We start from the raw sequence: 23,023 nt of genomic DNA on the forward strand, positions 1-23,023 counted from the left end.
CGTCAGCGCACCAGCTGGATGTCATACGTCGGCGGATTGGCTCCCGCCGCCCGTGCGCTGGCCAGCGACCACACCAGGCGGTGGGTCGGCGCATCGAAGCGGATCACCCGGTTGTCGCTCAGCATCGCCAGCGGATGCGCCTTGATGCGTGCCGCGATGGCGGCGTCATCGTCCGTCTCCGTCGCGGCCAGTTCGTGCTGCAGCATGACCATGCGCACGGCCGCCTGTGTGTCGATCAGCCGGTCGAGATAGGGCCGTGGGCTGGTCGCCGTCACGCTGAGCAGCAGGCGGCCGACCGGGTTGTAAAGCCATTGCCCGGGCGCGTTGGCACGCGCCGGACCGGCGAGGAAAGCCTGCCGGGCGGCGTGGGCCTGTCGGGCGCGCTCATCGAGCGGTGCTGCCAGCGCGGCATCGAGCGTATCGAGATAGGCCGCCAGCGCATTCAGCGTGGTGTTGCGCTTGAACAGGGCGAAAGCGGTCACGCTGCTGGCCAGTTCCAGACGCGGCGACAGCGCCAGCGGGGCCAGGTCGAGGGCATCGATGCCGTACGCGACCTCGCGCGTATCGGTCTGCATGGCCGGGCGCAGATCGAGTTCCGCCGGGCTCAGGTCCTGCAGCAGCGGCGTCAGTACCACGGTCTGGGCAGCCAGCATTTTCGGCCAGCGTGCGGCCCATTCGCCCAGCGTCAGGTAGTGCACGCGCAACTGGCTGCTCGCCAGTTGTTTCTGTGCCAGCGAGGTCGGCGTTTCAGCGAGCAGGCGGCGCAGGAACAACACCTGGCGTGCCAGCAGCGCACAGGCTTCGTCGGCGTTTTTCTGCTGCTGCAGGGTGAGGGTCGCCGCGGCCAGGCGCAGACGCAGGATGGCATCGAGCAGGCTGAAGTCGGGTGGTGGCGCCAGGGCCGACGGGATCGTCGGCGTCTGGAAGCGTGGCAGCGCCATCATGCGGTCGAGTCGCGTGAACAGTTCGGCGTCACGATCGGCCCACAGTTCGATATCGATACTCTGGGCGAACCAGCTGTCGATGCAGGCACTGTCGAGCGGATCGCACAGCTGCCGCGCCGCCGGCGTCAGGCTGGCTGGCTGCAGGGCATCGGCGGGCAGATCAGCCGGAAAATACGGCATGTCGCGCGTGCGCGGGTTCGAGAAATGCTGGCGCAGCCGCTCTATGCGCGCGCTGCCAAAGGCCAGCGGGTCGCTGCCGGTCGGGGCCAGCAACCCTTCCAGCAGCACTGCGCCATTGTCTGCATCGGCCGGCTCGGTCGGCGGCGTGAGCAGGGCCTGCGCCTGCGGCGAGAGGGCCTGGTCCGGCCACCCGGTGATGGTGGCGATGGCCAGCAGCGCGAGCACGCCGAGACTGAGTGCGGCGCGGAAGGCGAGCTGTCCCGCTCGCAGGCGGGAGGTACGGCGGCGGTTCATCGGGCGTTCCTCAGGGGGTGACGGTCGTTATCGCCTGGGGCGGCGCCAGGCGATACCTGAGATGAATTGGATGCAGCAGATATACCAGAAGAGGTACCGATGGCGCCCGCCGAGTTCGGCGTCAGTGGCTCGGAGCCACCGTGGCGAGATCGATCCGCTCGCCGGGCTGCGGGCACAGCACGCGCAGCGCGAGGCCGCGCACGGCATCGGCCAGGCTGGCGATCGCCTCCGGCTCGCCGTGCACCAGCGCCAGCGTCGGGCCGGCGGCGAAGCCGCGATACCAGGCGAGCAGACCGTCGCGATCGGCGTGGGCCGACAGGCCGCCGATGGTGTGCACGCGCGCGGCGACGCGGATCGTCTCGCCCCACAGGCGGATGTGCCGGGCCCCGTCGACCAGCTGCCGCCCCAGTGTGCCGCGCGCCTGGAAGCCGGCGATGATGAGCTGGCAGTCGCGCCGCCAGACGTTGTGCTTGAGGTGCTGCTTGATGCGCCCGCCGGTGCACATGCCGCTGCCGGCGATGATGATCGCGCCGCTGCGCACCTGGTTGAGGGCCATCGAGTCCTCGACGCTCTCGCTCATGCGCAGCTGCGGAAAAACGAACGGATCGCCGCGTTCGCGCTGCACGCGGCAGGCTTCGCTGTCATAGAGCTCCAGATGGCGCCGGTACGCCGCTGTCGCCTTGATCGCCAGCGGGCTGTCGAGAAACACATGCCAGCGCTCCAGCCGCCAGTCCTGGTAATGGCGGGCGAACACGTAGAGCAGCTCCTGCGTGCGGCCGACGGCGAAAGCCGGGATCAGGATGTTGCCCTTCTGGCCGTCGGCGTCGAACACCTCACCGAGCTCGCGCCAGGTGTCCTCCCAGGGGCGGTGGCAGCGATCGCCATAAGTGCTTTCCATGATCACCAGGTCGGCTTCGGCGATCGGCGTCGGATCGCGCAGGATCGGTGCGCCGCGGTGGCCGAGATCGCCGCTGAACACCAGCTTGCGCTGCAGCTTGCCTTCGCTGAGCCAGAGTTCGGCGATCGCCGAGCCGAGGATGTGGCCGGCGTCCTGCAGGCGCAGGCGCACGCCGTCGGCGATCTCGACCGTCTCGCCGAAGCGCAGCGGCCGCAGGTGTTCGAGTACGGCCTCGGCGTCGGCACGAGTGTAAAGCGGTTTGACAGGTGGCAGGCCCTTGCGCTCGCGCTTGCGATTGGTGACCGCCGTTTCATGCTCGATGATGCCGGCGGAGTCTTCGAGCATGATCGCCACCAGATCGGCGGTTGCCGGATGGCACCAGATCCCGCCGCGAAAACCGCGCTGCACCAGCAGCGGCAGACGGCCGGAGTGGTCGAGATGGGCATGCGTCAGCACCACCGCCTCGATGTCGGCTGCGTTGAAGGGGAAGGGCTCGGCATTGCGCGCGTCGGCATCGCGCCCGCCCTGGAACAATCCGCAGTCGACCAGCAGCTGGGTGCCGCCGAGCTGCAGCCGGTGGCAGGAGCCGGTGACTTCCTGGGCGGCTCCGCAGAATTCGAGATGCATGATGCGCTCCTTTATCCGCTGCACGATCGAGCTGAGCTTAGGTGCGGAATGCGTGCCCCGGCCTGCCGGCGGTCAATGGCTGGAGCGTTGCAGCATGTCGCCTGCGGACTGGCAGATGTCCGTTCCTGCATGCTTCAGCGCCTCACGGCACTGGTAAACTGCTCGGCGTCGCTCATCGCAGGGTGAGCGGCATCGGTACGTCTTCAGGGCGGGGTGGAAGTCCCCACCGGCGGTAGGGTCGCAAGACCGAGCCCGCGAGCGCCCGCACCGTGTGCGGGGTCAGCAGATCCGGTCGAATGCCGGAGCCGACGGTCACAGTCCGGATGCAAGAAGACGCAAGCCCGTCCCCGCATCGCGCAGATCGCGGTGCGCCGAATGGATTTGTCAGCCCTGGAACGTTTTTTCGCAGCCTTGCGAGGAGCGTTTCTTCATGTCGTTTTCCCTGAGCATTTCCGCCAACACCGCCGCCGACGCCGAACGGTTCCAGTCGCTCGATCATCTGGCCGACCTTTCCGAGCGCGCCGTCTCCGCGCGCATCGCCAGTGCCGTCGCCGCCATTCGCGCCGGCCGGCCGGTGATCCTGCTCGATGATGCCGATCGCGAGAACGAAGCCGATCTGGTCATCGCCGCGACCACGCTCGATGTGCCGACGATGGCGCTGATGATCCGCGAGTGCAGCGGCATCGTCTGCCTGTGCCTGACCGACGAGGCCTGCCGCCGCCTGCAGCTGCCGCCGATGGCGGCCCGCAACGAATGCCGCAACGGCACCGGCTTCACCGTCAGCATCGAGGCGCGCGAGGGTGTCAGTACCGGCGTCTCGGCTGTCGATCGCACGACGACGATCCGCGTTGCCACCGCGCCGGGAGCCAAAGCCAGCGATCTGGTGCGGCCGGGGCATGTGTTCCCGCTGCGCGCCGCGCCGGGCGGCGTGCTTGCCCGCCGTGGCCACACCGAAGGCACCGTCGAGCTGTCGCGGCTGGCCGGTTTCGAGCCGGCCGGCGTGCTCTGCGAGCTGATGAATGCCGATGGCACGATGATGCGCGGCACCGCGCTTGAGCACTTTGCCCGCGAGCAGGGGCTGACGATGCTGACGATCGAGGATCTGGCACGCTACGTCAGCGCCGCACTCGCCGCCTGAGCGTGTCGTGCGGGGGCGTGCGCCGCGTAAGTGCGCGTATCGCCCTTGTGCTGATCGTCCGGCAAGCCGTCCGCGGTGATGGCTTGCCGTACCCGTGCCGCTCGGGTTAAGCAACGCCATCCGTTATCCATCACAGGTCGGCGTTTGCATGAGTCTGCAGTCCGTACAGGCCTTCCTGGCCGAACACGCCCCCGATATCGAAATCCTGGAAATGGGCACCAGCACCGCGACCGTCGGCGAGGCCGCTGCGGCGCATGGTGTGGCGCCCGGCCAGATCGCCAAGACGCTGTCGCTGTGGCTCAGGGACGAAGTGATCCTGCTGATCCTCGGCGGTGATGCCCGCATCGACAACCGCAAGTACAAGGATCAGTTCGGCGGCAAAGCCAGGATGCTCAGCGCCGCCGAGGTCATCGAGTGGACCGGCCATCCGGTCGGTGGCGTCTGCCCGTTCGGTTTGCCGCAGTCGCTGCGGGTGTTCGCCGATGTCACGCTGCAGAAATTCGACGTCGTGCTGCCGGCGGCCGGCGCGATCCACGCGGCCGTGCGCATCGAGCCCGCACGGCTGGTGCAGCTGGTGCGGGCGCAGTGGGTCGACGTCACGCAGGCGACGCCATAAGGCGCGCAGCCGCCTGATGCCGGGGCATCGGGTGGCCTGAAGCACCGATTGCAAAACCCGGCGGGGCCGCGCGGGCTGTGCTGCACGCTGCTGCGACGCCTGCCCGATGAGCCACGACAAGTGTGAGCTGCTTGGCTTCCCTCACGTTTGCATCTGCGCTATCTGGTGAGCGCGGACGGGGCGGCAGGGGCCGGCCGTCGCTTCACCGGGAGGAGGACGATATGGGGGCCGGTTTCCGATGGCTCTGCGGGCTGGCCGTGCTGTGCAGCCTGCTGCCGCCGCTCGCGCAGGCTGCCGCGCAGCACTTCACCGACACCTACCGCCTGCACCTGCGCAGCAAGCCGGCGGTAGTGCGCATCGTCGATGGCTACAAGGGCTACGTGCAGCTGCGTAACGGCAACCGTCAGGCGGTCAGCCTGGTCGGCACCGGCTCGGGCTTTTTCATCTCCAGCGACGGCTACATCATGACCAACGCCCACGTGGTGTCGATGAGCCGCGCCGGTGAAGAAGCCGCCCGCGAGCGCCTGTTCGCCCAGTTCGTGCAGCAGATCCTGCGCGTCAACAAGCTCGAACCGACCACCGCCAACATCAACAAGGTGCTGCGCTGGGCCAAGCAGGAGAACGCCCGCCTGGTGGTGTCCGAGCAGATGAACAAGGTGCTGCTGCAGGACGGCAGTGCGCTGCGCTATGAGATCAAAGCCTACGGCACGCCGGTCGGCTCCCGCGGCGACCAGCTGACCGGCAAGGACGTCGCGATCCTCAAAGTCGAGACGCGCAATGCCTCGACGCTGAGCCTGGCCGATTCCTCGCTGGCGCGGGTGGGCGACCGCGTCTATGTCATCGGCTATCCCGGCGCGGCCGATTCCGATGTGCTCGATGCGCGTTCGATGGTCGAGCCGACCATCAACGACGGCACGATTTCGGCGCAGAAGAACACCGTCGACGGCATCCCGGTGCTGCAGACCAACGCCAGCGCCACGCACGGCAATTCCGGCGGACCGGTGCTCAACGCCGACGGCCAGGTCATCGGCCTGCTGACCTTCCGCGGCGATACCGTCAACGGCCAGGAAGTGCAGGGCTTCAACTTCATCGTGCCGGCCAACGTCGCCCGCGAATACATCGCCCCCGCTGGCGCCCGCAACGAGGCCGGCCTCGTCGATCAGCGCTGGCGGGCCGGTCTCGATGCCTACGAGCAGGGGCATTACCGCGAGGCCAAGCAGTACTTCGATGAAGTGGCGACACTGTCGCCGCATCACCCGGAGGCGCGGCGGCTGCTGGTCGACACGCAGGAGCGCATCCTGCGCGGTGAAGACGTGGCGGTCGCCCCGCCGCCAGCGCCGCTGCCGAGCCCGGCACCGATAGCGGCACCCGCGCTGTCACCCGCGCTGGCCGTACCGGTGGCGCCCGCGCCGGTGCCGCAGCCGACGGCGTTGATTGCGCCGGCCCCCGCAGCGCTGGCGCCGGCGGTTGTGACCGAGGACGCTTCGCGGCCCTGGCTGCTCGGTGGCGGCGCGCTTGCGGCCGGCCTCGTCGCCGGCCTCGGCGTGTTCCTGCTGCGCCGCCGGCAGACACCGGCGCCGAGCGCGATGCCGCTCAACAGTCGTCCGCGGCGGGATGAAACCCTGGCGCCGCCGTGGGCGACGTTCAGCGACGCGGCGACACAGCTGGCCTCATCGCTGTCCGGCGACAGCGTGCGGCTGCGCTTCGACAGCGGCCCGTTGAACGGACAGACGGTGACGGTGCCGGCCAGTGGGCTATGGCTCGGTCGCGACAGCGCGCGCGCCGGCATCGTGCTGCAGCACCCGATGGTCTCCGGTCAGCACCTGTGGATCGGCCGCGAAGGCGACACCTGGATGCTGCGCGACGAGCGCTCGACCAACGGCACCTATCTCGGCAGCGCCAGCGGCGAGCGCATCCGCGAGCACCGGCTGCGCCCCGGCGAGCGCTTCGTCATCTCCCGCGATGCGGCGGCGAGCTTTACCGTCGAGGCCTGATGCAGGTCAGCCGCGTGCCGGCGCCCGGATGACGCAGCGGATCAGCGTCCCGCAGCAGGATCGCGGCGGTGCCGCGCCTGAGCCGACAGCGCGGTGCCGTTAGAAGTCGGTTGCTCACCTGGCTTCCGTCTGCGGGATCTTGCTTTGCCCGGCAAACGGAACGCGGGTCAGCCGCCGTTGCTGATCGCCAGGTACGGCCTGCGCGTTTGCCTGCCGTCGAGCCCGGCATGCTGTAGACATCATGCGCGTGCGGATTCCACGCCATAGCCCGGCCCGCGCGACTTTCCCTTCCGTGCGGACCGGGCTGCATCGTTTCAAGCGCTCATCAATCGACGATGAACAACTTCACTCCGGTCTCGGTGTGTGAGCGGTGCGGGTAGTTGTCGTCTTCGCACTGGTAGCTCATGCCGGGGGTCAGCGTGAATTCGCGGCCGTCCTGCAGGCGGGTGTGCAGGGTGCCTTCGAGCACGTAGAGGATGTGGCCCTTGGCGCACCAGTGGTCGGAGGCGTAGCCGGGGGAGTATTCGGCGAGGTGGATGTTGATGTCGCCGAAGGTCTGGCTGCGCCACAGGGAGTAGCCGGTGTCGCCCTTGACCTCGACGGGCTCGACCTGTGCCAGATCGCTGGTGACGAAGGGGATGTTGCGGATGTTCATGCTCAGTCCTCGCCGAAGCGGATGCCTTGTGCGAGCGGCAGCTCGCGGGAGTAGTTGATGGTGTTGGTGGCGCGGCGCATGTAGCTCTTCCAGGCGTCGGAGCCGGATTCGCGGCCGCCGCCGGTTTCCTTCTCGCCGCCGAAAGCGCCGCCGATCTCGGCGCCGGAGGTGCCGATGTTGACGTTGGCGATGCCGCAGTCGGAGCCGGCGGCGCTGAGGAAGGCCTCGGCCTCGCGCAGATCGTTGGTGAAGACAGCCGAACTCAGGCCCTGCGGCACGGCGTTGTGCAGGGCGACGGCTTCCTCGAAGTCGCTGTAGCGCATCACGTAGAGGATCGGCGCGAAGGTTTCGTGGCAGACGGTCGCGGTTTGCGCTGGCATGGCGACCAGCGCCGGCTGCACGTAGTAGGCGTCCCCGGCGCCGGCGATGACCTCGACGCGCTCGCCGCCGAACACCTCGCCGCCCTCGGCGCGTGCGGCGCTCAGCGCCGACTGCATGGCGCTGAAGGCCGCGGCGTCGATCAGCGGGCCGATCAGCGTGCCGCTGCTGCGCGGATCGCCGACGCGGCAGCTGGCGTAGGCGCGGCGCAGCCGCGCCAGCAGCTCATCGTGCAGGCTGGCGTGGACGATCAGCCGCCGCGTCGTCGTGCAGCGCTGGCCGGCGGTGCCGACGGCGCCGAAGAGGATGCCGCGCACCGCCAGTTCGAGGTCGGCGCTCGGCGCGACGATGATGGCGTTGTTGCCGCCGAGTTCGAGCAGGGCACGGCCGAAGCGGGCGGCGACACGCGGGCCGACGGCGCGGCCCATGCGCGTCGAGCCGGTCGCCGAGAGCAGCGCGACGCGGGCATCGTCGACCAGCTGCTCGCCGAGCTCGACGCCGCCGATCAGCACTTCACTGAGGCCGGCGGGGGCCGCGCCGAAGCGTGCCAGCGCGCGTTCGAACAGCTTCTGGCAGGCGAGCGCGGTGAGCGGGGTTTTTTCCGACGGCTTCCACACCACGCTGTCGCCGCAGACGATCGCCAGCGCGAAGTTCCAGCTCCACACCGCGACCGGAAAATTGAACGCCGAGATCACGCCAACGACGCCGAGCGGGTGCCAGGTTTCCATCATGCGGTGGCCGGGGCGTTCGCTGGCGATGGTCAGGCCGTAGAGCTGGCGCGACAGGCCGACGGCGAAGTCGCAGATGTCGATCATCTCCTGCACTTCGCCTTCGCCTTCGGCGCTGATCTTGCCGGCTTCCAGCGTCACCAGCGCGCCGAGCGCCTGCTTGTGCGCGCGCAGCTCCTCGCCGAACAGGCGGATCAGCTCGCCGCGGCGCGGCGCCGGCACGCGGCGCCAGTCGCGAAAGGCCGCCGCCGCGCGGGTGATCGCCGCGTCGGCGGCGGCGGGCGTGTGCGGCTGCAGGCAGGCGAGCGTGCTGCCGTCGATCGGTGAGCGCACGCGCAGGCTGCCGCCGTCGAGCGTGGCGGCGTCGAGGCCGAGGCTGGCGAGCAGTTCGGTGGTCTTCATCGGGCTTCTCCGAGGGGGCGTCTCTGAGGGGAAAGGGGATTCAGCGCGCGCGCAGGCCGCTCAGCGTGCCGCGTGTGGAAATCAGCTCGGGGTCGATGCGCAGGTGCAGCAGCGCCAGGCGCCCGGCCGCGAGTGCACGCCTGAGTGCCGGGGCGAACTCGGCGGTGTTCGACACCGTCTCGCCGAAGGCGCCGTAACTGCGCGCCAGCGCCGCGAAATCCGGGTTTTCGAGGGCGGTGGCGATGGTGTGGTCCGGGAAGCGACGTTCCTGATGCATGCGGATGGTGCCGTACATGCCGTTGTCGACGACCAGGAGCAGCGGCGCCAGACCGTGCTGCACGGCGGTCGCCAGCTCCTGACCGTTCATCAGGAAGCAGCCGTCACCGGCAAAGCCGACCACCGTGCGCTGCGGGTGCACGGCCTTGGCGGCGATCGCCGCCGGCACGCCGTAGCCCATCGCGCCGCTGGTCGGTGCCAGCTGCGTCGGGTAGTGCGAGAAGCGGTGGAAGCGCTGCGGCCAGCCGGTGTAATTGCCGGCGCCGGTGGTGACGATCGCATCCTGCGGCAGCTCGGCGGCGAGCACGCGCATCACCTCGCCCATGTCGAGTGCGCCGACCGGCTGGCCCGGCTGCAGATTGGCGAGGTAATCGGCGTGCGCCTGCTGCGTCCAGGCGCTCCAGCGCAGGCCGCTCGGCGCGTCGAGCCCGGCGAGCTGCAGCGCCGCCTGCGCCGGGTGGGTGCACAGCGCCAGCTGCGGACGGAACACGCGGTTGAGTTCGCCGGCATCGGGGTGGATGTGGATCAGCGCCTGCGTCGGCACGGGCGCCTGCACCAGCGTGTAGCCGTTGGTGCTCATCTCGCCGAGGCGCGAGCCGAACACCAGCAGCAGATCGGCGTCCTTGACCCGTGTGGCCAGTGCCGGTGCGACCGAGGTGCCGAGTTCGCCGGCGTAGAGCGGATGGCGGTTGTCGAACAGGTCCTGGCGGCGAAAGCCGGCGGCGACCGGCAGCTGCCAGCGCTCGGCGAAGCGCTGCAGCGCGGCGCGGCCGGCGGCATTCCAGACGCTGCCGCCGGCGATCAGCAGCGGGCGTTCGGCGTGCAGCAGCGCGCGGCTCACGGCGTTCAGCGATTCACCGTCGAGCAGCGGCGCGGCCAGCGGCGCCGGCAGGGCGTCGGCGACGCTGGCGCTTTCGCTTAGCATGTCCTCGGGCAGCGCGATCACCACCGGGCCGGGGCGGCCGGAACAGGCGACGTGCCAGGCGCGGCCGACGATCTCTGGCACGCGCTCGGCGGATTCGATCTGCGTCACCCATTTGGCCAGCGGGCCGAACATCTGCCGGTAGTCGACTTCCTGAAAGGCTTCGCGGTCAGTGTCGCCGCGGGCGATCTGGCCGATGAACAGCAGCATCGGTGTCGAGTCCTGCTGCGCGGTGTGCACGCCGATCGCGGCATTGCAGGCGCCGGGGCCGCGAGTGACGAAGCAGATGCCGGGCTGGCCGCTGAGCTTGCCGGCGGCCTCGGCCATGTAGGCGGCACCGCCTTCCTGCCGGCAGGTGATCAGGCGGAAGCGCTCGCGTGATGCGTACAGCGCATCGAGCACGGCGAGGTAGCTCTCGCCGGGGACGCAGAAGCCCAGGCGCGCACCGCAGCCGAGCAGGGTGTCGACCAGCAGGCGGGCGCCGGAGCGGGGGGGCAGGGTGGACATCGGGCAACTCTCCGGGGGGCGGGGTCAGGCCGGATCGATCAGTTCGCCGCGGGTGCGTGGATGGGTCGCCACCCACAGCACTTCGGCATCGTCGGCGTTGAGGCTGACGACGCGATGCCCCATGCGGCTGTCGAGGTAATAAGCGTCGCCGGGGCCGAGGTCGGCCGGCGCGTAGAACTCGGTGAACACGCGAACATGCCCGGCCAGCACGTAGATGAATTCCTCGCCGGCGTGGCGGCTCCAGTCTTCGGGGGCATCGTCGAGGTGCACGGTGATGCGCGAGACGAAGGGTTCCATGTGCTTGTGGGCGAGGTCGGTGCACAGCAGGCGGTGGGCGTAGCCGCGCGCCCGGTGCGGCTGGCCTTCGCCGGCGCGGGTCAGGCTGCGCCGCGCCGCGCCGAGGGCGTGCGCCGCCGGCGTGAACAGCTCGCTGACATCGACAGCGAAGCCGTCGGCCAGGCGCAGCAGCACGTCGTAGGTCGGCGACATCTGCGCGTTTTCGATCTTCGACAGCGTCGAGCGGGCAACGCCGCAGGCTTCGGCGGTTTGCGCCAGTGTCCAGTCGCGCTGCTGGCGTAACTGGCGCAGGCGCTGGCCGAGCGCGGTTTCGGGGCGGGAGGCGGTTTCCATGTCGTCAGCGCTTGCCTTGGATCGTGGACTGTGGTTCCAATCTAGCACGATTTTTCCGATAGGAAACTGTGTCCCCGGAGGTGTGTGGTGCATGAGCAGTACGATGTGGTGATCGTCGGCGGTGCGGCGGTCGGCAGTTCGGCGGCGTATTTCCTGGCTGCCAACCCGGATTTCGACGGTACGCTGCTGGTCGTCGAGCAGGACGCCAGTTACCAGAAGGCGGCGACGACGCTGTCGGCGGCCTCGATCCGCCATCAGTTCTCGACCGCCGGCAACATCCGCATGTCCCTGTTCGGCACCGAGTTCGTGCGGGCGATGGGGCAGACGCTGGCGGTCGATGGCGAGCAGCCCGATGCCGGCTTCCACGAAGGCGGCTACCTGTTCCTGGCCACCGCGGCCGGGCTGCCGGTGCTGCAGGCCAACCACGCCGTGCAGCGCGCCGAGGGCGCTGATGTCGTATTGCTGACACCGGCGCAGATGCTCGAACGCTTTCCCTGGCTCAACGTCGAGGACCTGGTTGCCGGCAGCCTCGGCCTGAGCGGCGAGGGCTGGCTCGATGCCTACAGCCTGCTGCGCGCGATCCGCCGCAAGGCGATCAGCCTCGGTGCCGAATACGTGCAGGCCCGCGCCAGTGCGCTGCTCAGCCTCGACGGGCGGATCAGCGGCGTGCGCCTCGATGACGGCCGCTGCATCGCCGCCGGCACCGTCATCAACGCCGCCGGCAACGGCGCCAGTGCGCTGGCCGCCAGCGCCGGCATCGAGCTGCCGGTACATGCGCGCAAGCGCTGCGTGTTCTATTTCGACTGCGCCGAGGCGGTGCCGAAGCTGCCGCTGCTGATCGACCCCAACGGCGCCTACGTGCGCCCGGAGGGCAAGGGCTTCATCGCCGGCATCCAGCCGGACGCCGGGCACGATCCCGACAGCACTGATTTCGACGTCGACTGGCCGCTGTGGGAGGACGTGCTGTGGCCGACGCTGGCCACGCGCATTCCGGCCTTCGAGGCGGTCAAGGTGCGCAATGCCTGGGCCGGGCATTACGACATGAACCTGTTCGACCACAACCTGATCCTCGGCGCCCACCCCGAGTGCGCCGGCCTGCTGTTCGCCAACGGCCTGAGCGGTCACGGTCTGCAGCAGTCGCCGGCGATCGGTCGCGCCCTCGCCGAGCTGATCGTCTACGGCGCTTTCCGCAGCCTGGACCTGAGCGAATTCAGCTGGCAGCGCGTGCTGGAGAATCAGCCGCTGCGCGAGATCAACGTAGTCTGACTCGGCGCGTGGCAGGGCGGCGCGGGCTTTGCATGAGCGCGTGATCTGCCACTCGATCCCGACCCCATGGAGCCCGTCCCGATGAGCGCCGAAGTCCAGCTCGTTCACATCCCCGTCAAGGCCAAGGCGCTGTACAAAGTCGTCGGCGAAGCCGAACGCACGCACCGTCCCGGGCTGATCGTGCTGTTCAACGGCTACGACGACGATCCGCGCGAGCTGTGGGAGGTGCCGGTCTTTCAGGCGATGGCGCGCGAGGCGGTCACGCGCATGGGCCGAAAGCTCGGCCAGTTCCTGCACGAAGACAGCCGCGTGCTGCTTGCCAACGCGCTGCTGAGCGCCGGCCGCTGCAGCACGGCGGATCTGCGGCTGCTGGCGGTGAGCGAGAAGTTCACCGCCTGAGCCGCCGCACTCAGTAGCGCGCGTCCTTCGGCTTGCCGCCCTTCGGCCAGTCCCTGTCCTTGCCGGCGAAGTCGGGGCGCGGCTGCTGGGTGAAGTAGGCGGCGACGTCGAGGGCTTCCTGATCGCTCAGCACCTGGCCCTGACCGAGCCGGCCGTCGAGGCGGATGCCGATCGGCATGTTCTGCTTGACGAAGGTCGCCGCCTTGAACAGCCGTGCCATGCCGGCGCCGATGTTGAAGGCGTGCTCGCCCCACAGCGGCGGGAAGATGGTCTCGCCGGCGGCGTCTTTCATGCCCTCGCCGTTGGCGCCGTGGCAGGAGGCGCACTGCGCGACGTAGACGCGCTGGCCGTTGACCGGGTCGGGCGTGAGCTTCTTGTTGACGTCGCCGATGCCCATGCCTTCGACCTGGCCGTGGCTGGGCACGTCCTTCGACAGCCACTCCATGTAGGCGATGATCGCCTTCATTTCGTGGGAATCGCTGGCCAGCGGCGTGCCATTCATCGAGCGCTGCATACAGCCGTTGACGCGCTCCTGCAGCGTCACGTCGCGGCCGGCACGCGGGTTGTACTGCGGAAAACGGTGGCTGATGCCGACGAAGGGCGAACCGTAGGCGACCTTGCCTTCACCGAGGTGGCAGCTGGTGCAGTTCATCGATGAGCCGACCTTGTCCGGCAGCAGCCGCTTGGTGTCGGTCAGCAGGCGGCGGCCGTACTGGATCAGCTCGCCTTCGGGGCCGCCCGGGATGGTCGCATCGCGCGGCGCCACCATCGGCACCGGCGTCGGTTTGGGGGCGGCGCTGTCGTCGGCCGGTGCCGGCGTCACCGCCAGCAGCAGCGTGACGGTGGCCAGCGCGAGGGCCGGTTTACGCAGGGCGCGGATGGGCAGCGCGGTCAGCAGGGTCATGATGGCTTCCTCACTGGGCGGTGGCGAGCGCCGACAGGGCGCGGCGCTGTTCGGCGACTTCGGCGGGCTGCACCGGGCGCGCGGCATTGCCCCAGCTGTTGCGCACGAAGCTCAGCACGTCGGCGATCTCCTGATCGTTCAGCTCCTTGAGTGAGGGCATCGCGAAGGCCATCGGGTCGTGCTGGGTGGTCGCCATGCGGCCGCCTTCGAGCACGACGCGGATCAGCGAGCGGGTGTCGTCGCCGAGCAGCGAGGGATTGCCGGCCAGCGCCGGGAAGATGCGCGGCGCGCCGAGGCCGTCGAAGCGATGGCAGCTGGCGCAGAACTCGACGTACACCGCGGCGCCGGCGCGCGGATACTGGCCGGCCTGCAGCGCGGCCAGCGTACCGTCGTCGCGCAGCGTGGCCGTACCGGCCGCCGCGACGCTGCCGTCGGCCGCCGGCAGCGACTTCAGGTATTGCGCCATCGCGTACAGGTCGTTGTCGCTCAGGTGCTGCGTGCTGTGGGCGATGACTTCGGTCATCGCGCCAAAGGCCGCCGAGGAGCGCGTGCGCCCGGTCTTCAGCAGCTGGACGATTTCCTCGATGCTCCAGTTGCCGAGGCCCTGCGAGGGTTCGCCGCGCAGACTCTTGGCGAACCAGCCGCCCACGTGTGAACCGGCGAGGAAGTCCGCACCATCGGTGCTGCCGAGGGCTTTTTCCTGCAGCGCGAAGCCGCGTGGCGTGTGGCAGGCACCGCAGTGGCCGAGCCCTTCGACCAGGTAGGCGCCGCGATTCCAGGCGGCATCATGCTGCGGATCGGACTGGTAGGGTTCGGCATCGGCAAACAGGTAGCCCCAGATGCCGAGCGGCCAGCGCGCCGACAGGTACCACGGCACTTCGTCCTCGCGATTGGCCTGCGCCACCGGCTGCACGCCCTGCATGAAGTAGGCATACAGCGCGCGCATGTCCTCGGGCGTGATCTTGGCGTAGGAGGGGAAGGGCATCGCCGGGTACAGCCGCCGGCCGTCCGGCGTTTCGCCATGGCGCATCGCCGCGTCGAAATCCTCGAAGCTGTACTTGCCGATACCGTGCTCGCGATCGGGCGTGATGTTGGTCGAATAGATACGGCCGAGATAGGGCACGTCGAGCGCCAGGCCGCCGGCAAAGGTCGGCTGGCCGGGGGCGGTGTGGCAGGCCACGCAGTCGCCGACGCGGGCCAGATAGGCACCGCGCTCGACCAGTGAGGGGTCCGCGGGCGCGGCGTGCACCGCGCTGCTGCACAGCGCCGCGAGCGCCGCCGCCAGCCATCGTGCTGTCTTCATGGCGAGGTCTTCCTGATCTGTCGAAAACCACACCAAGACTATGGAGTCAGTCGCAGACCGACCATCGGCCCGATCGCATAGCGGGCTAGATGGTTTTACCTAGGGCAGCAGAAGACGGGGGAGCGGCGGCGGTGAATGAGGACGCCTCAGGCGGCGTCCTTGTCACATTCGATCAGGGCGTAGGCCGAGTGGTTGTGGATCGATTCGAAGTTTTCGGATTCCACGGTGTAGGCGCCGATGCGTTCGTCACGGTTCAGGCGTGCGGCGATGTCGCGCACCATGTCTTCGACGAATTTCGGATTCTCGTAGGCGTGCTCGGTGACGTATTTCTCGTCCGGGCGTTTGAGCAGGCCGTAGAGCTGGCAGGAGGCTTCGGCTTCGACCAGGTCGATGATCTCCTCGACCCAGACGAAGCGGCGCAGGCGCGCGGTGACGGTGACGTGCGAGCGCTGGTTGTGCGCGCCGTAGCGCGAGATTTCCTTCGAGCACGGGCACAGGCTGGTGACCGGCACCAGCACCTTGACGGTCGTCGTCGCCACGCCGTCGCGCAGTTCGCCGATGAGCGTCACGGCGTAGTCGAGCAGGCTGTTGACGCCGGAGACCGGCGCGGTCTTGTTCACGAAATACGGGAAGCTCATCTCGATGTGGCCGGTGCCGGCTTCGAGGCGGGCGGTCATTGCCGCCAGCATTTCGCCGAAGGAGGCGACGCTGATCTCGCGTTCGCGACCGTTGATGATCTCAACGAAGCGCGACATGTGCGTGCCTTTGAAGTTGTGCGGCAGGTTCACGTACATGTTGAACGTGGCGATCGTGTGCTGCTCGCCGGCGCTGCGGTCGCGCACGCGGATCGGGTGGCGGATGTCTTTGATGCCGACCTTGTTGATCGGGATGCGCCGGGTGTCGGCGCTGTTCTGCACGTCCGGAATCGGGTTCAGCTCGGGAGTGCTCACGGCGGAGGTGGGTTTGCTCATGCAAGGGCCTCAGAGCCGAGGCGGTTCACCCGATACGGGTGATGATGGCGCCTGCGGGTGGTGATGGCGGGAGGGCCAGGTCAACAGGAGCGGCGGATGTACTGTACAGGCCGACACATAGGCGATATCGGCTATCCGTCGCCGACGAAAAAACCAACTAATTTCCTTGGATACTATCGCAGCGCCGCGACCAGCGGCAAACCGCGGCGGCTCAGTCCTGTAGCGCGGCGAGGACACCGGCGACATCGAGTCCGCATTCGGCGAGCAGTTCGTTGCGCTCGCCGTGGTTGATGAAACGATCCGGCAGACCGAGGTTGAGCGCGTGTGCGGCGATGCCGTGCGCGGCCAGGCATTCATTGACGGCACTGCCGGCGCCGCCGGCAACGACATTGTCTTCGAGTGTGACCAGACGGCGGTGGCTGCGCGCCAGCTCGACGATCAGGGCTTCGTCGAGCGGCTTGACGAAGCGCATGTTGACGACGGTGGCATCGAGCTGTTCGCCGACCGCTTCGGCGACGCCGAGCAGTGCACCGAAGGCGAGCAGGGCGGTGTCGCCACTGCCGCGGCGGCGCAGCTGCGCCTTGCCGATCGGCAGCGCGCTCATCTGTTCCTGCGGCGTCGCGCCCGGTCCCTTGCCGCGCGGGTAGCGCACGCAGGCCGGCTGGTCGAGCTGGAAGCCGGTGTAGAGCATCTGCCGGCACTCGTCCTCATCGGCCGGTGCCATCACCACCAGATTGGGGATGCAGCGCAGGTAGCTGAGGTCGAAAGCGCCGGCGTGGGTCGGGCCGTCCGGGCCGACCAGGCCGGCACGGTCGATGGCGAACAGCACCGGCAGGTTCTGGATCGCCACGTCGTGGATCAGCTGGTCGTAGGCGCGCTGCAGGAAGGTCGAGTAGATCGCGACCACCGGCTTGAGCCCGTCGCAGGCCATGCCGGCGGCAAGCGTGACCGCGTGCTGCTCGGCGATGGCGACGTCGAAATAACGCTGCGGGAAGCGTGCGGCGAATTCCACCATGCCCGAGCCTTCGCGCATCGCCGGCGTGATGCCGACCAGCCGCGGGTCGCGCTCGGCCATGTCGCACAGCCAGTCGCCGAACACCTGGGTGTAGGTCGGCGCGCCGCCGCTCTTGGCCGGCGGCAGGCCGAGTTCGGGGTCGAAGCTGCCGACGCCGTGGTAGGTGATCGGCTCGTTCTCGGCGAGCTTGTAGCCTTTGCCCTTGCGCGTGGCCACGTGCAGCAGGCGCGGACCTTTCAGGTTGCGCAGATTGCGCAGCGTGCGTACCAGCGTCGGCAGGTCGTGGCCGTCGATCGGACCGAAATAATTGAAGCCCAGTTCCTCGAACAGCGTGCCGGGCGTCACCAGCCCCTTGGCGTGTTCCTCGGCGCGCTTGGCCAGCTCGCCGATCGAGGCGGGCATGTGCGCGAGCAGGCGCTTGCTGCCCTCGCGCACCGTCGAATAGATCTGCCCGCTGAGCAGCTTGGTCAGGTGGTTCGACAGCGCCCCGACGTTTTGCGAAATCGACATCTCGTTGTCGTTGAGCACCACCAGCAGATCGGTCTTCAGATGACCGGCGTGGTTGAGCGCCTCGAAGGCCATGCCGGCGGTCATCGCACCGTCGCCGATCACCGCCACTGCCTTGCGCTGGCTGCCGCTCGCCTCGGCGGCGATCGCCATGCCCTGCGCGGCGCTGATCGACGTGCTGGAGTGGCCGACGCCAAAGGTGTCGTACGGGCTCTCGCAGCGCTTGGGGAAGCCGGCGATGCCGCCCTTGCGGCGGATCATGCCCATCGCCGCGCGCCGACCGGTGAGGATCTTGTGCGGATAGCTCTGGTGACCGACGTCCCAGACCAGGCGGTCCTCCGGCGTCTGGAAGACGTAATGCAGCGCGATGGTCAGCTCGATGGTGCCGAGATTGGCGGCGAAGTGGCCGCCGGTCCTGGCGACCGTCTGGATCAGGAACTCGCGCAGCTCGTTGGCGAGCACGCCCAGGCTGCTCTCGGGCAGACGGCGCAGGTCGGCCGGGCTATCGATGGTGTCGAGCAGTGGGTAGACGTGCGTCGCAACGGTCATGGCTGGGTCCGGGGGGGCTGGCGAGGGGCGCTGAGCGCTCAGTGGCTGCGGTCGACGATGTAGGCCGCCAGCTGGCGCAGCAGCGCGGCGCGCTCGCCGAAGGGCTCTAGGGTGGCCATCGCCTCGTCGTGCAGCGCGCGGGCATGCGCGCGGGCGCCGTCGAGGCCGAGCAGGGCCGGATAGGTCGGTTTGTTGTGTGCAAGATCGGCGCCCTGCTGCTTGCCGAGCGTGGCGGTGTCGCCGATCACGTCGAGGATGTCGTCGCGGATCTGGAAGGCGAGGCCGATGCACTTGGCGTAGCGGTCGAGCGCCTGCAGCTGTGCCTCGTCGGCCGCGGGCTGGCAGAGGGCGCCGAGCGTGACGCTGGCGCGGATCAGCGCGCCGGTCTTGTGGATGTGCATGTTTTCGAGTTCGGCCAGCGTCAGCTCGTGGCCGACCGCCGCCATGTCGATCGCCTGGCCGCCGACCATGCCGCGCGAGCCGGCGGCCTGCGCCAGCACATCGACCATGCGCAGGCGCGTGGCTGCGTCGACCTGCAGCGCCGGGTCGCAGACCAGCACGCGGAACGCCTGCGCCTGCAGCGCATCACCGGCGAGGATTGCCGTGGCCTCGTCGAACGCCTTGTGGCAGGTCGGCCGGCCGCGGCGCAGGTCGTCGTCGTCCATCGCCGGCAGATCGTCGTGGATCAGCGAGTAGGCGTGGATGAACTCTACGGCGCAGGCCGGCACGTCGATCTGCCCGGGGGCGGCGTCCAGCGCCTCGCCGGCGGCGTAGGCCAGCACCGGACGCACCCGCTTGCCGCCGCCGAGCACTGCGTAGCGCATGGCTTCGTGCAGGCGCGCGGGCAACAGTCCGGCGGCGGGCAGGCGCGCATCGAGCGCCTGTTCGGCACGCGCGCGGTAGGCGTCGAGACGGTCGCTGGGCATGGTGTCAGTTCTGCGGCGGAGTGAAGGGGATGATCTGCTCGCTGCCGGCCTGGGTCAGCAGCTGGTCGACGCGCTGCTCGGCAGCGCTGAGCAATGCCTGGCAGGCGCGCGAAAGTTCGATGCCACGTTCAAAGCGGGCGAGGGATTCTTCGAGCGTCAGCTCACCCTGTTCGAGGGCTTCGACCAGGGTTTCCAGTTCGCGCAGCGCGCCCTCGATTTCGAGAGGGGCCGATTTCCTGCCCGCCATCGTCGCATCCCCGCTGGCAAAAGGGTGAGTAAGGTAGCGTCACCGTCCGAGAGGGTCAATTTTGCCCGACGGCGTTCAGGGATGCCGGCCGCGGCTCCAGCGCCCCGGCCAGGCCAGTACCAGGCGCAGCAGGCGGCTGGCGGCCCACTCCAGCAGGCGCTGCCACGGGCCGCTGTGCGGCAGCGGGAAAGCGACCGCCACGCTGTGCTCAAGATCGGTCGCGAAGTGCTGCGCCAGTTGCTCGGCGACGGCGGCGGCGTGGATGGCGATGCCGATTTCGAGGTTGTGGCTGCCGGTGGCGGCGTCGAGATTGAACGAGCCGACCAGCGCGAAATCGTCATCGGCGACCAGCGTCTTGGTGTGCATCGGGGCACCGTACAGATGCAGGCGTACGCCGCTGCGCGCGAGTTTGCGCACCAGCCGGGCGCGGGCGAGATCGACCAGGCGCACGTCGGAGCGCGCCGGGATCAGCACCTGCACGTCGACGCCGAGGCGGGCGGCGCGGCGCAGCGCGCGCAGCAGCCGGCGCGACAGCAGCGGATACGGCGTGGTCAGCAGCAGGCGCCGGCGCGCCGCACTCACCGCCTGGCGCACGCGACTCTGCAGCTGACGCCGGCGCCGCCAGCCGTTGGCGCTCAGCACCTCGACGCGGCAGTCGCCGGCGCGCGCGGCCGGTGGTGGCAGGGCGGGCAGCGGCACGCGCAGTTCGCTGAGGGTTTCGCGGAAGGCGCGGGCGAGGTCGCCGCTGGCCGGGCCGCGCAGGCGCGCCTGCGTGTCGCGGAATACCGGCGTGCCGCCGAGGTGGGGACCGGCGTAGCGCTGGCCGATGTTGCGACCGCCGACCCAGCCGATGCGGCCGTCGATCAGCACCAGCTTGCGGTGGTCGCGGAACAGCCAGGGGCCGCTGGCACGCCAGGGCCAGACCGGATTGAACGGATGGATGCGGCCGCCGGCGGCCTGCAGCGGCACGAGCTGGCGGCTGTCGAGGCCGAGCGAGCCGACGTGGTCGTAGATCAGGCGCACGTCGCAGCCGCGGCGGGCGGCGGCGCTCAGGCGCGCCAGCGTCGCGCAGCCGACGGCGTCGGTTTCGAGGATGTAGGTTTCCACCCACACCGTGTGCGTGGCGGCGTCGATGTCGGCCCACAGTGTCTCGAAGCAGGCGTCGCCGTCGACGTACAGTTCGACGGCGTTACCGTCGCTCGGGTGCTGCGGCAATCGGCTCAAGCACAGCACCCCGCAGACTTCGGGTTACACTCGCGCGGGCCGCGGCCCGCGCGGCCATCGTTCACAGTGGGCAGACACAGGCAGACATGAGTACGGTTTACGACGCCTCCGCCATTGAGGTGCTGAGCGGCCTCGACCCGGTGCGCAAGCGCCCGGGCATGTATACGGACACCACCCGTCCCAATCACCTTGCCCAGGAAGTCATCGACAACAGCGTCGATGAGGCAGTCTCCGGCTACGCCAGACGCATCGCGGTGACGCTGTATGCCGACGGCTCGCTGGCGGTCGCCGACGACGGCCGCGGCATGCCGGTCGACGTGCACCCCGAGGAGGGTATCCCCGGCGTCGAACTGATCCTCACCCGGCTGCACGCGGGCGGTAAGTTTTCCAATCAGGCCTATCGCTTTTCCGGCGGTCTGCACGGCGTTGGCGTCTCGGTGGTCAATGCCCTGTCGAAGCGGCTCGAAGTCAACGTGCGGCGCGGCGGGCAGGAGTACCACATGGCCTTCGCCAATGGCGAGAAGGTCAGTGACCTCAGCGTCGTCGGCAGTTGCGCCAAACGCGACACCGGCACCACGGTGCACTTCTGGCCCGATCCGCAGTATTTCGATACGCCGAAGTTTCTCGCCTCGCGCCTCAAGCACGTGCTGCGCGCCAAGGCGGTGCTCTGCCCCGGGTTGCAGGTCGGTTTCCACGACGAGGAAAGCGGCGAGCAGCTCGAATGGTGCTATGACGACGGCCTCACCGACTACCTCTGCGAAGCCCTGCAGGGCGCCGAGCGCCTGCCCGACCCGCCGTTCACCGGCAGTCTGCAGGCCGAGCGCGAAGCGGTCGAATGGGCGCTGACCTGGCTGCCGGAGGGCGGCGAGGGGCTGACCGAGAGCTACGTCAACCTGATCCCGACGGCGCAGGGCGGCACCCACGTCAACGGTCTGCGCAGCGGCCTGACCGAGGCCGTGCGCGAGTTTTGCGAGTTCCGCAACCTGCTGCCGCGCGGCGTGCGCCTGGCGCCGGAAGACGTCTGGGAGAACTGCAGCTACGTGCTCTCGGCCAAGCTTGCCGATCCGCAGTTCTCCGGCCAGACCAAGGAACGGCTCAGCTCGCGCGAGTGCGCGGTGTTCGTCGGCGGCGTGGTCAAGGACGCCTTCAGCCTGTGGCTCAACCAGCACGTCGATCAGGCCGAGCGCATCGCCGCGCTGGCGCTGGCCAACGCCGGACGGCGGCTGCGCGCCGCGAAGAAGGTCGTGCGCAAGAAGGTCACCAGCGGCCCGGCGCTGCCCGGCAAGCTTGCCGACTGCGCGGCGCAGGATCTGTCGCGCACCGAGCTGTTCCTGGTCGAGGGCGATTCCGCCGGCGGCTCGGCCAAGCAGGCGCGCGAGCGCGAATTCCAGGCGGTGATGCCGCTGCGCGGCAAGATCCTCAACACCTGGGAGGTCGATTCCAGCGAGGTGATGGCCTCGCAGGAAGTCCACGACATCGCCGTCGCCGTTGGCGTCGATCCGGGCTCCGAGCAGCTCGACGGGCTGCGCTACGGCAAGGTCTGCATCCTCGCCGATGCCGACTCCGACGGCCTGCACATCGCCACGCTGCTGTGCGCGCTGTTCGTGCGCCACTTCCGGCCGCTGGTCGCCGCCGGGCACATCTTCGTGGCGATGCCGCCGCTGTATCGCATCGACATTGGCAAGGAGGTCTACTACGCCCTTGATGAGGTCGAAAAAGAAGGCGTGCTCGATCGCCTGCGCGCCGAAAAGAAGAAGGGCAAGATCGCGGTGACGCGCTTCAAGGGGCTCGGCGAGATGAATCCGCTGCAACTGCGCGAAACCACGATGGCGCCGGACACGCGCCGCCTGGTGCGGCTGACGCTCGCGGACGGCGATGAGGCCGATGCCGTGCTCGACATGCTGCTCGCCAAGAAGCGCGCGGCGGACCGGCGCAGCTGGCTTGAGTCCAAGGGCAACCTCGCCGAAATCTGACCCTGCGGGAGAACGGCCATGCTGCCGGCAGTCATCGATCTGGAGGCTTCGGGCTTTGGACGCGGCAGCTGGCCGATCGAGGTCGGCTGGGTGCTCGGTGACGGCCGTCGCGGCTGCACGCTGGTGGCGCCGCCGCCGCACTGGACGCACTGGAGCGAGGAGGCCGAACACAAGCACGGCATCCGTCGCGACATTGCCGAGCTCTACGGACGCAGTGTCGACGCCGTGGCCGAGTGGCTCAATGCCGAGCTGGCCGGGCGCACGCTGTACACGGATGCCTGGGGCTTCGACGTGCCGTGGCTCGACCGGCTGTTCGACGAGGCTGGCTGCGTGCCGTACTTCCGTCTGGAAAGCCTGCGCACCCTGCTCGACGAGGACGAAGCGCTGCATTGGCAGCCGACCTACCGCGCAGTGATCGCCGAATGCGCCGTCGAGCGCCACCGCGCCAGCTCTGACGCCTGGCTGATCCAGTGCACGCTGTGCCGGCTCAAGGGCTGGCGCCAGCCGGTGTGCGCCGGCCCGCTGGAGCGCCCGCTCGGCTGAAGCAACG

20 protein-coding genes and 1 riboswitch are annotated in these 23,023 nt (G+C 69.1%); of the genes, 7 read left to right on the forward strand and 13 right to left on the reverse strand.

Translation table 11 applies throughout. The annotated features are described in order from the left end of the window. Positions 1-2 precede the first annotated feature (2 nt). Complete coding sequence (locus tag C7443_RS17325; protein WP_110019954.1) at positions 3-1,418, reverse strand: hypothetical protein; 1,416 nt, start codon at positions 1,416-1,418, stop codon at positions 3-5. A gap of 121 nt (positions 1,419-1,539) precedes the next feature. Continuing rightward, complete coding sequence (locus C7443_RS17330; protein WP_110019956.1) at positions 1,540-2,943, reverse strand: MBL fold metallo-hydrolase RNA specificity domain-containing protein; 1,404 nt, start codon at positions 2,941-2,943, stop codon at positions 1,540-1,542. Between the two features lie 195 nt (positions 2,944-3,138). Continuing rightward, positions 3,139-3,282: riboswitch (FMN riboswitch) on the forward strand. A gap of 91 nt (positions 3,283-3,373) precedes the next feature. Between C7443_RS17330 and ribB the strand changes: the two genes are divergently transcribed. The 3 genes from ribB to C7443_RS17345 all read left to right on the forward strand — a co-directional run bounded on the left by ribB (position 3,374) and on the right by C7443_RS17345 (position 6,691). Continuing rightward, positions 3,374-4,081 carry a 3,4-dihydroxy-2-butanone-4-phosphate synthase gene (gene ribB, locus C7443_RS17335; RefSeq protein ID WP_110019958.1) on the forward strand — a complete coding sequence of 236 codons (708 nt, stop codon included), beginning with the start codon at positions 3,374-3,376 and terminating at the stop codon, positions 4,079-4,081. 148 nt (positions 4,082-4,229) lie between these two features. Continuing rightward, positions 4,230-4,697 (forward strand): YbaK/EbsC family protein, encoded by a 468-nt coding sequence (locus C7443_RS17340; RefSeq protein WP_110019960.1) that lies wholly within the window; start codon positions 4,230-4,232, stop codon positions 4,695-4,697. A 221-nt stretch (positions 4,698-4,918) separates the two neighbouring features. Beyond that, positions 4,919-6,691 carry a trypsin-like peptidase domain-containing protein gene (locus tag C7443_RS17345; RefSeq protein WP_110019962.1) on the forward strand — a complete coding sequence of 591 codons (1,773 nt, stop codon included), beginning with the start codon at positions 4,919-4,921 and terminating at the stop codon, positions 6,689-6,691. A 325-nt stretch (positions 6,692-7,016) separates the two neighbouring features. On the opposite strand, the gene C7443_RS17350 is transcribed toward C7443_RS17345, so the two are convergent. Genes C7443_RS17350 through C7443_RS17365 form a run of 4 tightly spaced genes read right to left on the reverse strand, consistent with a single transcriptional unit; the run spans position 7,017 to position 11,189 of the window. Next, positions 7,017-7,346, reverse strand: coding sequence for a DHCW motif cupin fold protein (locus tag C7443_RS17350; RefSeq protein WP_110019964.1), 330 nt, complete (start codon positions 7,344-7,346; stop codon positions 7,017-7,019). 2 nt (positions 7,347-7,348) lie between these two features. After that, a complete protein-coding gene (amaB, locus tag C7443_RS17355; RefSeq protein ID WP_110019965.1) occupies positions 7,349-8,854 on the reverse strand; it encodes an L-piperidine-6-carboxylate dehydrogenase in 1,506 nt (501 codons plus the stop codon). 40 nt (positions 8,855-8,894) lie between these two features. Then, complete coding sequence (locus C7443_RS17360; RefSeq protein ID WP_110019967.1) at positions 8,895-10,559, reverse strand: thiamine pyrophosphate-binding protein; 1,665 nt, start codon at positions 10,557-10,559, stop codon at positions 8,895-8,897. A gap of 24 nt (positions 10,560-10,583) precedes the next feature. After that, entirely contained in the window at positions 10,584-11,189 is a 606-nt protein-coding gene (locus C7443_RS17365; RefSeq protein WP_110019969.1) for a helix-turn-helix domain-containing protein, read from the reverse strand. An 87-nt stretch (positions 11,190-11,276) separates the two neighbouring features. On the opposite strand from C7443_RS17365, the gene C7443_RS17370 reads away from it, so the two are divergent. Together C7443_RS17370 and C7443_RS17375 are read left to right on the forward strand one after the other, a co-directional pair. Beyond that, the gene (locus tag C7443_RS17370) at positions 11,277-12,455 is read left to right on the forward strand and encodes an NAD(P)/FAD-dependent oxidoreductase (RefSeq protein WP_110019971.1); all 1,179 of its coding nucleotides are present in this window, start codon (positions 11,277-11,279) and stop codon (positions 12,453-12,455) included. An 81-nt stretch (positions 12,456-12,536) separates the two neighbouring features. Beyond that, the gene (locus tag C7443_RS17375; RefSeq protein ID WP_110019972.1) at positions 12,537-12,854 is read left to right on the forward strand and encodes a hypothetical protein; all 318 of its coding nucleotides are present in this window, start codon (positions 12,537-12,539) and stop codon (positions 12,852-12,854) included. Between the two features lie 10 nt (positions 12,855-12,864). On the opposite strand, the gene C7443_RS17380 is transcribed toward C7443_RS17375, so the two are convergent. From C7443_RS17380 to C7443_RS17410, 7 genes are all read right to left on the reverse strand, one after another. Beyond that, on the reverse strand, positions 12,865-13,758 hold the full coding sequence (locus C7443_RS17380) for a c-type cytochrome (RefSeq protein WP_170123671.1): 894 nt from the start codon (positions 13,756-13,758) through the stop codon (positions 12,865-12,867). 10 nt (positions 13,759-13,768) lie between these two features. After that, positions 13,769-15,061 (reverse strand): cytochrome c, encoded by a 1,293-nt coding sequence (locus C7443_RS17385; RefSeq protein ID WP_110019976.1) that lies wholly within the window; start codon positions 15,059-15,061, stop codon positions 13,769-13,771. A gap of 146 nt (positions 15,062-15,207) precedes the next feature. After that, positions 15,208-16,032 carry a GTP cyclohydrolase FolE2 gene (folE2, locus tag C7443_RS17390; protein WP_110019978.1) on the reverse strand — a complete coding sequence of 275 codons (825 nt, stop codon included), beginning with the start codon at positions 16,030-16,032 and terminating at the stop codon, positions 15,208-15,210. A 211-nt stretch (positions 16,033-16,243) separates the two neighbouring features. Then, complete coding sequence (gene dxs / locus C7443_RS17395) at positions 16,244-18,103, reverse strand: 1-deoxy-D-xylulose-5-phosphate synthase (protein ID WP_110019980.1); 1,860 nt, start codon at positions 18,101-18,103, stop codon at positions 16,244-16,246. A 38-nt stretch (positions 18,104-18,141) separates the two neighbouring features. After that, positions 18,142-19,029 (reverse strand): (2E,6E)-farnesyl diphosphate synthase, encoded by an 888-nt coding sequence (ispA, locus tag C7443_RS17400; protein WP_110019981.1) that lies wholly within the window; start codon positions 19,027-19,029, stop codon positions 18,142-18,144. Positions 19,030-19,033: 4 nt separating this feature from the next. Continuing rightward, complete coding sequence (locus tag C7443_RS17405; RefSeq protein WP_110019983.1) at positions 19,034-19,276, reverse strand: exodeoxyribonuclease VII small subunit; 243 nt, start codon at positions 19,274-19,276, stop codon at positions 19,034-19,036. A gap of 75 nt (positions 19,277-19,351) precedes the next feature. Beyond that, complete coding sequence (locus C7443_RS17410) at positions 19,352-20,500, reverse strand: phospholipase D-like domain-containing protein (protein ID WP_170123672.1); 1,149 nt, start codon at positions 20,498-20,500, stop codon at positions 19,352-19,354. An 86-nt stretch (positions 20,501-20,586) separates the two neighbouring features. On the opposite strand from C7443_RS17410, the gene parE reads away from it, so the two are divergent. After that, positions 20,587-22,473, forward strand: coding sequence for a DNA topoisomerase IV subunit B (gene parE, locus C7443_RS17415; protein WP_110019987.1), 1,887 nt, complete (start codon positions 20,587-20,589; stop codon positions 22,471-22,473). 18 nt (positions 22,474-22,491) lie between these two features. Further along, entirely contained in the window at positions 22,492-23,016 is a 525-nt protein-coding gene (locus C7443_RS17420) for a 3'-5' exonuclease (RefSeq protein ID WP_110019989.1), read from the forward strand. The last annotated feature ends 7 nt before the right edge of the window (positions 23,017-23,023 follow it).

Origin of the sequence: Plasticicumulans acidivorans, from assembly GCF_003182095.1 — a bacterium.
GTDB classification, from domain to species: domain Bacteria; phylum Pseudomonadota; class Gammaproteobacteria; order Competibacterales; family Competibacteraceae; genus Plasticicumulans; species Plasticicumulans acidivorans.

What these genes read in the sequence shown, in the direction of transcription:
- C7443_RS17350 (WP_110019964.1), bottom strand. Translation starts at nt 7,346, where the DNA reads ATGAACATCCGCAACATCCCCTTCGTCACCAGCGATCTGGCACAGGTC.
- ispA (WP_110019981.1), bottom strand. Translation starts at nt 19,029, where the DNA reads ATGCCCAGCGACCGTCTCGACGCCTACCGCGCGCGTGCCGAACAGGCG.
- C7443_RS17375 (WP_110019972.1), top strand. Translation starts at nt 12,537, where the DNA reads ATGAGCGCCGAAGTCCAGCTCGTTCACATCCCCGTCAAGGCCAAGGCG.
- amaB (WP_110019965.1), bottom strand. Translation starts at nt 8,854, where the DNA reads ATGAAGACCACCGAACTGCTCGCCAGCCTCGGCCTCGACGCCGCCACG.
- C7443_RS17340 (WP_110019960.1), top strand. Translation starts at nt 4,230, where the DNA reads ATGAGTCTGCAGTCCGTACAGGCCTTCCTGGCCGAACACGCCCCCGAT.
- dxs (WP_110019980.1), bottom strand. Translation starts at nt 18,103, where the DNA reads ATGACCGTTGCGACGCACGTCTACCCACTGCTCGACACCATCGATAGC.
- C7443_RS17330 (WP_110019956.1), bottom strand. Translation starts at nt 2,943, where the DNA reads ATGCATCTCGAATTCTGCGGAGCCGCCCAGGAAGTCACCGGCTCCTGC.
- folE2 (WP_110019978.1), bottom strand. Translation starts at nt 16,032, where the DNA reads ATGAGCAAACCCACCTCCGCCGTGAGCACTCCCGAGCTGAACCCGATT.
- C7443_RS17405 (WP_110019983.1), bottom strand. Translation starts at nt 19,276, where the DNA reads ATGGCGGGCAGGAAATCGGCCCCTCTCGAAATCGAGGGCGCGCTGCGC.
- parE (WP_110019987.1), top strand. Translation starts at nt 20,587, where the DNA reads ATGAGTACGGTTTACGACGCCTCCGCCATTGAGGTGCTGAGCGGCCTC.
- ribB (WP_110019958.1), top strand. Translation starts at nt 3,374, where the DNA reads ATGTCGTTTTCCCTGAGCATTTCCGCCAACACCGCCGCCGACGCCGAA.
- C7443_RS17385 (WP_110019976.1), bottom strand. Translation starts at nt 15,061, where the DNA reads ATGAAGACAGCACGATGGCTGGCGGCGGCGCTCGCGGCGCTGTGCAGC.
- C7443_RS17325 (WP_110019954.1), bottom strand. Translation starts at nt 1,418, where the DNA reads ATGAACCGCCGCCGTACCTCCCGCCTGCGAGCGGGACAGCTCGCCTTC.
- C7443_RS17365 (WP_110019969.1), bottom strand. Translation starts at nt 11,189, where the DNA reads ATGGAAACCGCCTCCCGCCCCGAAACCGCGCTCGGCCAGCGCCTGCGC.
- C7443_RS17380 (WP_170123671.1), bottom strand. Translation starts at nt 13,758, where the DNA reads ATGACCCTGCTGACCGCGCTGCCCATCCGCGCCCTGCGTAAACCGGCC.
- C7443_RS17360 (WP_110019967.1), bottom strand. Translation starts at nt 10,559, where the DNA reads ATGTCCACCCTGCCCCCCCGCTCCGGCGCCCGCCTGCTGGTCGACACC.
- C7443_RS17345 (WP_110019962.1), top strand. Translation starts at nt 4,919, where the DNA reads ATGGGGGCCGGTTTCCGATGGCTCTGCGGGCTGGCCGTGCTGTGCAGC.
- C7443_RS17420 (WP_110019989.1), top strand. Translation starts at nt 22,492, where the DNA reads ATGCTGCCGGCAGTCATCGATCTGGAGGCTTCGGGCTTTGGACGCGGC.